Below are 9,492 nucleotides of genomic sequence, written 5' to 3'. Positions count from 1 at the left end.
GCTTGCCAGCGAAGGGCCCGGTGCGGAGTCAGACCTGGCCTTCATCCAGCGGCAACACCGTCACCTGCACCTGCGGGTCATGGCTGCCGCCGCCCAGGATCACCCCGCGCAACGGCGACACATCGGAAAAGTCCCGCCCCCACGCCAAGGTGATGTGCTCCAGCGCCGGCAGCATATTGTTGGTAGGGTCGAAATCCACCCAGCCCTGCACCGGGCAGTACACCGACACCCACGCATGCGACGCATCGGCGCCGATCAGCCGAGCCTGCCCGGGCGGCGGGCGGGTCAGCAGGTAGCCACTCACGTACCGCGCCGCCAGCCCGCGCGAACGCAGGCAGGCCAGCATCAGGTGGGCAAAGTCCTGGCACACCCCGCGGCGGCGCTCCAGCACCTCCACCAGCGGCGTGCGACCTGGGTGCGCCGGCATCGAAGGTGAACTCGCTGAAGATCTTCTGCATCAAGGCCTGCACACCCAGCAGCAAGGGTCGCCCCGGCGTGAAGCACGGCTCGGCAAAGCTCACGAAGCGCTGCTTGAGACGCACGTAGGGCGATTCGAAACGAAAGCGACAGGCATCCAGCGTGCCCGCCGCCAGCGCTTGCCAGAATACGCCAGCGCCTGGCGCGCCTGCTCCCAGGGCAGCGAGGCGCCCAGCTCGGGCAACGGCCGCGCCAGCACTTCGACCTGCACCCGGGTAACCACGCGCAACTGGTCATGTGGACGCTCCAGCGCCAGGCGCGTGAGCGGGTTGCCGAAGCCGTCGAATTCGTCACGCCGCCGCGTGGGTAGCGGATCGACCTGCAACTGCTGGTCTTCGCAGCGCTGCCAGGCACACGCCCGTGGCCACAGGTGCACCAACTGCTGGGCCAGCGACACCGGGCTGTCGTAGCGGTAGTGGGTATCGTGCAACACCTGGTAGCGCGCACTCATCAGGCCGACACCGTCTGCTGGCTCACGTCGTCCACATGCACGAAGTGACGCAGGGCCAAACGCTCGGACGCCTGCAGGCTGGCCTGCGCAACGTCTTCGAGCAAGCCGGCCAGGCCATCGAGCACCGCACGCACGCTGGCATTGCCGAACAGCGGATGCTCCAGGCTGGCCAGCTCGAAATGCTGCAGCCGCTCGGCCAGCAAGCCCAGCGCCGGATCACGCGGGCTGCCGAACTCCTTGCTGCAGCGCTCCAGCGAGCGTACCAGCAACTTGAGCTGGAACAGCACCGCATGCGGGTTCTGCGGGTCGAGCAGGAGCAGGTCGAGCACCGGGATCAACTGCGCCACCGCCAGGTAGCGCGAACGGTAGGTGATGCTGCTGTTGCCCAGCTCCAGCAACCATTGCAGCCCGGCCTGATCGAAGGCCCCTGGGCCGCGCAGAAAGCTCGCCAGGCTCAGGCTCAGCGCCTGCAGGCGCTCGATGCGCCGCCCGATCATCAAGAAGCGCCAGCCTTCGTCGCGGGTCATGTCGTCCAGGGCAAAGCCCGACAGCGCTGCCAGCGACATCACCAGGCGGTTCAGGAAATCCAGCAGCTCGCCCAGGTCGGCCGCTTCTGCGTCCAGTGCCTGGGCCTCGCGCTGCAGCTCCACCAGCGCCTGCCAGTTCTCCCGCGAGAGCTTGCCGCGCACCTGGGCAGCGGTCCATTGCAGGCGCTGCAGGTTGGCGCGCAGGCTGAACACCCAGTCCGGGGCCAGCAGTGCAGCGCGCAGGCGCTCGGCCAGGGTGCCCTGCGGCGGCAGCAGTTCCAGCTCTTCGGCCAGGGCCACTGCCGCCTGCCAGGTCGAGGGATGATCACCGTCCAGGTAGCGGCTGAGCAGCACCCGCAGCAAGCGCGCACTGGTGTCGCAGCGCTCGCAGTAGCGCCCGAACCAGAACAGGTTTTCCACCACCCGCGACGGCAGGTACGGGTCCTGACGCACCAGGTCGGCGACCCCAAGGCTGCGGCTGGCCTGCCATTGCTCGCCGGCCGGCGCAGCGTCACCCAGCACCCAGGTGTCCTTGCTGGCCCCGCCGCGCTGCATCGACACCACCTCGGCGTCGGCCAGCGCGGCCACGCGGGTCAGGCCACCGGGCAGCACCCGGTAGCCATCGGCTGTGGCCACTGCATACACCCGCATGCCAATCGGGCGCGCCTGCAACTGGCCCTGCCACACCGGCGCCTGGGACAGCTGCGCCAGTTGCTGTGCGACATAGGCATAGGGCCGCGCGCGGATACGTTCGGCCAGGGCCTGGCGCGCCGCAGCGTCCAGCTCGCGACCGAACAATGGGGCGAAACTCTGCGAGGGGAACGCCGGCTTGATCAGCAACTCTGGCAGTTTTTCCAGGGCCTGGGCCAGTGCTGGCGGCTCGCCGCACCACCAGGTGGCAATCGACGCAGGCTCAGCTCTTCGCCAAACAGGCGCTGGTTGATCGCCGGCAGAAAGCCCAGCAGGCCGGGCGACTCCAGCACGCCGCTGCCCAGCGCGTTGGCCACCAGCACACGGCCCTGGCGCACCGCATCGAGCAGCCCGGGCACGCCGAGCGCCGAGTCGGTACGCAGCTCCAGCGGGTCGCAGAAGTCGTCGTCCAGGCGTCGCATGATCGCGTGAACCCGGCGCAGCCCGCCCAGCGTCTTGAGGTACACCGTGGCGTCGCGCACGGTCAGATCGCTGCCCTCGACCAGCGGGTAGCCGAGCTGGCGGGCGAGGAACAGGTGTTCGAAGTAGCTCTCGTTGAAGCGCCCCGGCGTCAGCACCACTACCAGTGGCGGCTCCTGCCCGCTGGGCGCCAGGCGCTGCAGGCTGTGCTGCAGGCTGCGGAAAAAGCCCGCCAGGTGCTGCACTTGCAGGTCGCGGTAGAGGTCGGGCAGCGTGCGGGTCACCAAGGTGCGGTTTTCCAGCGCATAGCCGGCCCCGGTGGGCGCCTGGGTACGGTCGGCGGTAACCCACCAGCGGCCATCGGGCCCGCGCGCCAGATCGACCGCGTACAGGTGCAGGAAGGTCCCGCCAGGCACGCTGATGCCCTGGCAGGGCCACAGGAAGTTGTTGTGCCCATAGACCAGCTCGGCGGGCAGCAGGCCTTCGGCGATCAGCTGTTGCGGGCCGTAGATGTCGGCCAGCACCGCATTGAGCAGGTGCGCGCGCTGGGCGATGCCGGTAGCCAGCTGTTGCCACTCCGGCGCCGGGATCAGTTGCGGCAGCAGGTCCAGCTCCCAGGGGCGATCGGTGCCCTCGGGGTCGGCATAGATGTTGTAGGTGACGCCGTTTTCCTGCAGGTGACGGGTCAGCAGCGCCTGGCGCTGGGCCAACTGCGCCGGGCCGCTGCGCTGCAGTGCGTCATGCAGGCGCTGCCAGTGCGGGCGCACGCTGCCGTCTGCCGCGAACATTTCGTGGTAGGTGGCAGGGTTGGGTGAGGCCAGCGGGTCAGCCATGGGCGTGCTCGGGGATGGCGGGTGATGCAGGGTAGCGTGTGGCGAGGGCCGAGTGAAGGATGGATGTGGCCGTGTGGGCCTCTTCGCTGGCAAGCCAGCTCCCACAGGGTTATCGGTGGTCCATGGATCTGCACCGTGCCTATGGGAACTGGCTTGCCCGCTCCCACAGGGTTATCGGTAGTCTATGGATCTGCACCGTGCCTGTGGGAGCTGGCTTGCCGGCTCCCACAGGGTTATCGGTAGTCTATGGACCTGCACTGTACCTGTGGGAGCTGGCTTGCCAGCGAAGGCCGCGACGCGGTGTCAGCGTGGCAACACCGGCTCGCGGGTCTTCTTGCCCTTGCCTTTGCCGCCCTTGGCCGCGTCCTTGCGCGCCTTGGCCGCTTCCTGGTTCTTGGCAAACGCCGCGGCCTTGGCCTGTTCGCGCTTGTCCCACGGCTTGGCACCATCGCTGGCACGCGGCGGCAAGCCGGTGTGCTGGGTCAGGATCTTCTGTTCCTTGGCCACCTTGTGGCTGCCGGCCGGCGTCGAGTTCTTGCGCCGCGCACTCTGGTAGCTGTCGGTCGCCGGCTGGTGCAGCGGGATCAACTGGTGCTTGGCCGGCCCGATCAGGTCGGCGCGGCCCATGCGCTGCAGCGCTTCACGCAGCATCGGCCAGCCCTTCGGGTCGTGGTAGCGCAGGAACGCCTTGTGCAGGCGCGCTGCTCTTCGCTCTTGACGATGGTCACCGCATCGCTCTTGTAGGTGACCTTGCGCAACGGGTTCTTGCCCGAGTGGTACATGGCGGTGGCCGACGCCATCGGCGACGGGTAGAACGCCTGCACCTGGTCGGCACGGAAACCGTTGCCCTTGAGCCACAGCGCCAGGTTCATCATGTCTTCGTCGGTGGTGCCCGGGTGCGCCGCGATGAAGTACGGGATCAGGTACTGTTCCTTGCCCGCCTCCTTGGAGTACTTCTCGAACATGCGCTTGAAGCGGTCGTAGCTGCCGATACCAGGCTTCATCATCTGGTTCAGCGGGCCTTCCTCGGTGTGCTCCGGGGCGATCTTGAGGTAGCCACCGACGTGGTGGGTGACCAGCTCCTTGACGTACTCGGGCGACTCTACCGCCAGGTCGTAACGCAGGCCCGAGGCGATCAGGATCTTCTTCACCCCCGGCAGCTCACGCGCACTGCGGTACAGCTGGATCAGCGCCGAGTGGTCGGTGTTCAGGTTGGGGCAGATGCCCGGGAACACGCACGACGGCTTGCGGCACGCAGACTCGATCTCCGGGCTCTTGCAGGCAATGCGGTACATGTTCGCGGTCGGCCCGCCGAGGTCGGAGATGACCCCGGTAAAACCGGGCACCTTGTCGCGAATTTCTTCGATCTCGCGAATGATCGAGTCGTGGGAACGGTTCTGGATGATGCGGCCTTCGTGCTCGGTGATCGAGCAGAAGGTGCAGCCGCCAAAGCAGCCACGCATGATGTTCACCGAGAAGCGGATCATGTCGTAGGCCGGGATCTTCTCCTTGCCGTACGCCGGGTGCGGCACGCGCGCATAAGGCATGCCGAACACGTAGTCCATCTCTTCGGTGGTCATCGGGATGGGCGGCGGGTTGAACCACACGTCCACCTCGCCATGGCGCTGCACCAGCGCACGGGCGTTGCCCGGGTTGGTTTCCAGGTGCAGCACGCGGTTGGCGTGGGCATACAGCACCGCGTCGCTGCGCACCTTCTCGTAGGAAGGCAGGCGGATCACGGTCTTGTCGCGGGTCATGCGCGGGCTGGCCAGGATCTGCACGACCTTGGCTTCGCTCGGGTCGTCGACCGGGCCCTTTTCCTGCTCGATGGCGCAGGCCTGGGTGTCCTGGGTGTTGACGTACGGGTTGATGATCTTGTCGATCTTGCCCGGACGGTCGATACGCGTGGAGTCCACCTCGTACCAGCCTGTGGCGTGTCACGGCGAATGAACGCGGTGCCGCGGATGTCGGTGATGTCTTCGAGCTTCTGACCATAGGACAGGCGCTGGGCGACTTCGACGATCGCGCGTTCGGCGTTGCCGTACAGCAGGATGTCGGCGCAGGCGTCGATCAGGATCGAGTGGCGAACCTTGTCCTGCCAGTAGTCGTAGTGCGCGATGCGGCGCAACGATGCCTCGATGCCGCCGAGCACGATCGGCACGTGCCTGTAGGCTTCCTTGCAGCGCTGGCTGTAGACCAGGCTGGCGCGGTCAGGGCGCTTGCCGGCCAGGCCGCCGGGGGTGTAGGCGTCGTCCGAGCGGGTCTTCTTGTCGGCGGTGTAGCGGTTGATCATCGAGTCCATGTTGCCCGCTGCGACGCCGAAGAACAGGTTCGGCTCGCCCAGCTTCATGAAGTCGTCTTTGCTCTGCCAGTTGGGCTGGGCAATGATGCCGACGCGAAAGCCCTGGGCTTCGAGCAGGCGGCCGATGATCGCCATGCCGAACGACGGATGGTCGACGTAGGCATCGCCGGTCACGATGATGATGTCGCAGGAATCCCAGCCGAGCTGATCCATCTCCTCCCTGCTCATGGGCAGGAATGGCGCTGGCCCGAAGCATTCGGCCCAGTACTTGGGATAGTCGAAAAGTGGTTTGGCTGCTTGCATGTCAGTGACCGGTTCTTGGTATCAGGGAAATCGCGGGCGCGGAATATAGCACAAATTTTGACCAATTCCGACGTCAGCAGTCGGAATTGGCCATCTGCGCCTTATTCGTCGTCGTCGAAGTTGTAGCTGCCCGGGGCCAGGTTCTCGAAGCGTGTGTACTTGCCGATGAACGCCAGGCGGATAAAGCCGATCGGGCCGTTACGCTGCTTGCCGATGATGATCTCGGCAATGCCCTTGTGCTCGGTCTCGGGGTGATACACCTCGTCGCGGTACACGAACATGATCACGTCGGCGTCCTGCTCGATTGCACCCGATTCACGCAAGTCGGAGTTCACCGGGCGCTTGTTGGGGCGTTGTTCGAGGGAGCGGTTGAGCTGCGACAGGGCGATCACCGGGCAGTTGAATTCCTTGGCCAGCGCCTTGAGCGAGCGCGAGATCTCGGAAATCTCGTTGGTGCGATTGTCACCACTGGAACCCGGGATCTGCATCAACTGCAGGTAGTCGATCATGATCATGGCGATCTCGCCATGTTCACGTACCAGGCGCCGGGTGCGCGCACGCATCTCCGACGGGCTGATGCCGGCGGTATCGTCGATGAACAGCTTGCGGTCGTTGAGCAGGTTGACCGCCGAGGTCAGGCGCGGCCAGTCATCGTCGTCCAGCTGGCCGGAACGCACCTTGGTCTGGTCGATGCGCCCCAGCGACGACAGCATACGCATGATCAGCGATTCGCCTGGCATCTCCAGCGAGTACACCAGCACGGCCTTGTCGCTGCGCAGTACGGCGTTCTCCACCAGGTTCATGGCGAAGGTGGTCTTGCCCATCGACGGGCGACCGGCAACGATGATCAGGTCGGCCGGTTGCAGGCCGCTGGTCTTCTCGTCGAGGTCGGTGTAGCCGGTGGAAATACCGGTGATCGCGCTGTCGGAGTTGAACAGCGTGTCGATACGGTCGATGGCCTTGGTCAGCAGTTCGTTGACCCCCACCGGGCCGCCGGTCTTGGGCCGCGCTTCGGCGATCTGGAAGATCTGCCGCTCGGCCTCGTCGAGGATCTCGGCGGCGTTGCGCCCTTGCGGGTTGAACGCGCTGTCGGCGATCTCGCTGCTGATGCTGATCAGCTGGCGCAACGTGGCGCGCTCGCGAATGATCTGCGCATAGGCCTTGATGTTGGCCACCGACGGGGTGTTCTTGGCCAGCTCGCCCAGGTAGCCGAGGCCGCCGATCTGCGAGCTCTGGCCTTCCTTGTCGAGCTGCTCGTGCAACGTCACCACGTCGAACGGGGTGTTGAGGTCGGCGAGCTTGTGGATGGCGCGGAAGATCAGACGGTGGTCATGCCGGTAGAAGTCGCCATCGGAGACTTGATCGAGCACTCGCTCCCAGGCGCTGTTATCCAGCATCAGGCCACCGAGCACGGCCTGCTCGGCCTCGATGGAATGCGGCGGCACCTTCAGGGCAGCGGTTTGCAGATCATATTGCTCGGGGGCGGATATCTCGTTCATGGCCACTTGGAAATCAGGGTGTTGAAAAAGACAAAGGGCACGACCTGCAAAGCAGGATCGTGCCCGATGTTAACCGGCTGGCACACGGGGTGCCAGTCGATTAGTCCAGCTTAGGCTGCGACAACAACCACACGTACGGTGGCTTCTACGTCGCTGTGCAGGTGCACGGCTACGTCGAATTCGCCAACGTTACGGATGGTGCCGTTCGGCAGACGCACTTCAGACTTGGCCACTTCAACGCCGGAGGCGGTCAGGGCGTCAGCGATGTCGTGGGTGCCGATCGAACCGAACAGCTTGCCTTCGTCACCGGCGGTGGCAGTGATGGTCACTTCCAGCTCGGCCAGTTGGGCAGCGCGGGTTTCAGCCGAAGCTTTCTTGTCTGCAGCCAGTTTTTCCAGCTCGGCACGACGCTCTTCGAACGCAGCCAGGTTGGCAGCGGTCGCAGCGGTAGCTTTGCCGAATGGCAGCAGGTAGTTACGGCCGTAACCGGCCTTAACGTTTACCTTGTCGCCCAGGTTGCCCAGGTTGGCGACTTTTTCCAGCAGGATCAGTTCCATTAGGTATAAACCTCTTAACTTTTAACCTTCACCGTTCGCGTCATCGGCACCCTTGGATGCAGAACGACCGCGAAAATCAATCAGGCTGTCGACAATGGCCAGAACCACGAGCAACGGATAAATCAGCTGCATGAACAGCACCAGCGTTACGTACATCCCCACCAGCCAGAACTTGGCCAGTCGCTTTTGCGCCACCAGCCCATGCATCAGGGCCAGCCCGGCGAATACCAGCGGTACGCTGCACAACGGTGTCAGCATGGCCAGTTCGGTACCGAAATTCGGCGCCACCAGCATGCACACCAGCAACAACAACGCCGGCACCAGCGGCAGCCTTGTGGCGCGAAATTCGCTGCCAAAGCCTCCCGGGTTATACAACGCGGCCTGCCAGTAGCGACCCAGCATCAGGGCCAGCAGACTGACAGCTTGCAGCAACGCCGCAATCAGGCCGGTAAGCACCGGTGCAATGACGCTGCCCAGGCGGGCCCGCTCTTCTACCGACATCTGCTGGTAGAGCCCGTCGAGCATCTGCGGCAGGGCTTTTTCAAGCGCCTGCGCCAATGCATCGATCGGTTCGCGGAACACCGAACCCAGAACAACCCCGTACACCAGGCCCCAGGCGATGCTGAACAACAGCACCCGGTTCCAGGACTGCCCGGCGCGTAACAACGCAGCCAGACCAAAGGTGCCCAGCAACACCATCAAGGTGCGCGGCTCACCGAAGAACCACCAGACCAGCGCGGGCAACAATGCCCAGGCGAGGATCCCGAAGGCGTCCTTGAAACCACGCCGCAGCAGCACAAGGCTGCCAGCGGCGGCACTCAACCAGAACAGCAGCGGCATTGCCGCACAACCGACCACTACCAGCGTGGCCTGCACGCGACCGCGCATGATGAAATCAGCTAACGCTCGCATGCACTTTATCCCTTGCTACCTGTCGACGACCCGGTCTCAGCGGCCGTGGCTGTCGGTGTAGGCCAGCAGGGCCAGGAAGCGGGCGCGCTTGATAGCGGTAGCCAGCTGACGCTGATAACGAGCTTTGGTACCGGTGATACGGCTTGGAACGATCTTGCCGGTTTCGGATACATAAGCTTTCAGGGTGTTGAGATCTTTGTAATCGATCTCTTTCACTTCTTCAGCAGTGAAGCGGCAGAATTTACGACGACGGAAGAAACGTGCCATGTAATAGGCTCCTCAAAAGGTCCGTGGATTACTCGTCAGCGTTATCGCTGTTGTCGCTGTCATTGCTGTCGTCGCCATCGGCGCTGTCAGCATGCTCAGGACGGTCGCGACGCTCACGGCGCTCACTGCGGTTTTCTTCAGCCTTGAGCATCTCGGACTGGCCGGTAACGGCTTCGTCGCGACGGATGACCAGGTTACGGATCACGGCATCGTTGTAGCGGAAGTTGTCTTCCAGCTCGGCCAGGGCCTTGCCG

8 protein-coding genes and 2 pseudogenes are annotated in these 9,492 nt (G+C 64.6%); all 10 read right to left on the bottom strand.

Features of this window, described 5'->3' with window-relative positions:
- Positions 1-28: 28 nt before the first annotated feature.
- Positions 29-427 (bottom strand): transglutaminase-like domain-containing protein, encoded by a 399-nt coding sequence (locus G3436_RS28315; RefSeq protein WP_279538650.1) that lies wholly within the window; start codon positions 425-427, stop codon positions 29-31.
- A gap of 90 nt (positions 428-517) precedes the next feature.
- A complete protein-coding gene (locus G3436_RS28310; protein ID WP_279538649.1) occupies positions 518-928 on the bottom strand; it encodes a transglutaminase N-terminal domain-containing protein in 411 nt (136 codons plus the stop codon).
- Positions 928-3,398: pseudogene (locus G3436_RS15310) on the bottom strand (circularly permuted type 2 ATP-grasp protein). The gene G3436_RS28310 and the pseudogene G3436_RS15310 overlap by 1 nt, the downstream one beginning before the upstream one ends.
- A gap of 303 nt (positions 3,399-3,701) precedes the next feature.
- Positions 3,702-5,155: pseudogene (locus G3436_RS29220) on the bottom strand (YgiQ family radical SAM protein).
- Positions 5,152-5,913, bottom strand: a complete 762-nt coding sequence (locus tag G3436_RS29215; protein WP_243667165.1) for a hypothetical protein — start codon at positions 5,911-5,913, stop codon at positions 5,152-5,154. Before G3436_RS29215 ends, G3436_RS29220 begins: the two are co-directional and overlap by 4 nt.
- A 191-nt stretch (positions 5,914-6,104) precedes the next feature.
- The gene (dnaB, locus tag G3436_RS15300) at positions 6,105-7,502 is read right to left on the bottom strand and encodes a replicative DNA helicase (RefSeq protein ID WP_163946425.1); all 1,398 of its coding nucleotides are present in this window, start codon (positions 7,500-7,502) and stop codon (positions 6,105-6,107) included.
- Between the two features lie 110 nt (positions 7,503-7,612).
- A complete protein-coding gene (gene rplI, locus G3436_RS15295; protein ID WP_163946422.1) occupies positions 7,613-8,059 on the bottom strand; it encodes a 50S ribosomal protein L9 in 447 nt (148 codons plus the stop codon).
- A 21-nt stretch (positions 8,060-8,080) separates the two neighbouring features.
- The gene (locus tag G3436_RS15290) at positions 8,081-8,971 is read right to left on the bottom strand and encodes a hypothetical protein (protein ID WP_163946418.1); all 891 of its coding nucleotides are present in this window, start codon (positions 8,969-8,971) and stop codon (positions 8,081-8,083) included.
- Between the two features lie 36 nt (positions 8,972-9,007).
- The gene (gene rpsR, locus G3436_RS15285) at positions 9,008-9,238 is read right to left on the bottom strand and encodes a 30S ribosomal protein S18 (protein WP_003171373.1); all 231 of its coding nucleotides are present in this window, start codon (positions 9,236-9,238) and stop codon (positions 9,008-9,010) included.
- A 28-nt stretch (positions 9,239-9,266) separates the two neighbouring features.
- Positions 9,267-9,492: 30S ribosomal protein S6 (locus G3436_RS15280; RefSeq protein WP_420801216.1), on the bottom strand; the 226-nt coding region annotated here is incomplete at its 5' end.

The organism is Pseudomonas brassicae (genome assembly GCF_010671725.1).
Classification (GTDB): Bacteria; Pseudomonadota; Gammaproteobacteria; order Pseudomonadales; family Pseudomonadaceae; genus Aquipseudomonas; species Aquipseudomonas brassicae.
This window is presented reverse-complemented; position numbering and strand designations above follow the sequence as displayed.

Coding starts and splice junctions, on each gene's coding strand:
- rplI (WP_163946422.1), bottom strand. CDS start 8,059: ATGGAACTGATCCTGCTGGAAAAAGTCGCCAACCTGGGCAACCTGGGC.
- G3436_RS29215 (WP_243667165.1), bottom strand. CDS start 5,913: ATGGATCAGCTCGGCTGGGATTCCTGCGACATCATCATCGTGACCGGC.
- G3436_RS28310 (WP_279538649.1), bottom strand. CDS start 928: ATGAGTGCGCGCTACCAGGTGTTGCACGATACCCACTACCGCTACGAC.
- G3436_RS15290 (WP_163946418.1), bottom strand. CDS start 8,971: ATGCGAGCGTTAGCTGATTTCATCATGCGCGGTCGCGTGCAGGCCACG.
- G3436_RS28315 (WP_279538650.1), bottom strand. CDS start 427: ATGCCGGCGCACCCAGGTCGCACGCCGCTGGTGGAGGTGCTGGAGCGC.
- rpsR (WP_003171373.1), bottom strand. CDS start 9,238: ATGGCACGTTTCTTCCGTCGTCGTAAATTCTGCCGCTTCACTGCTGAA.
- dnaB (WP_163946425.1), bottom strand. CDS start 7,502: ATGAACGAGATATCCGCCCCCGAGCAATATGATCTGCAAACCGCTGCC.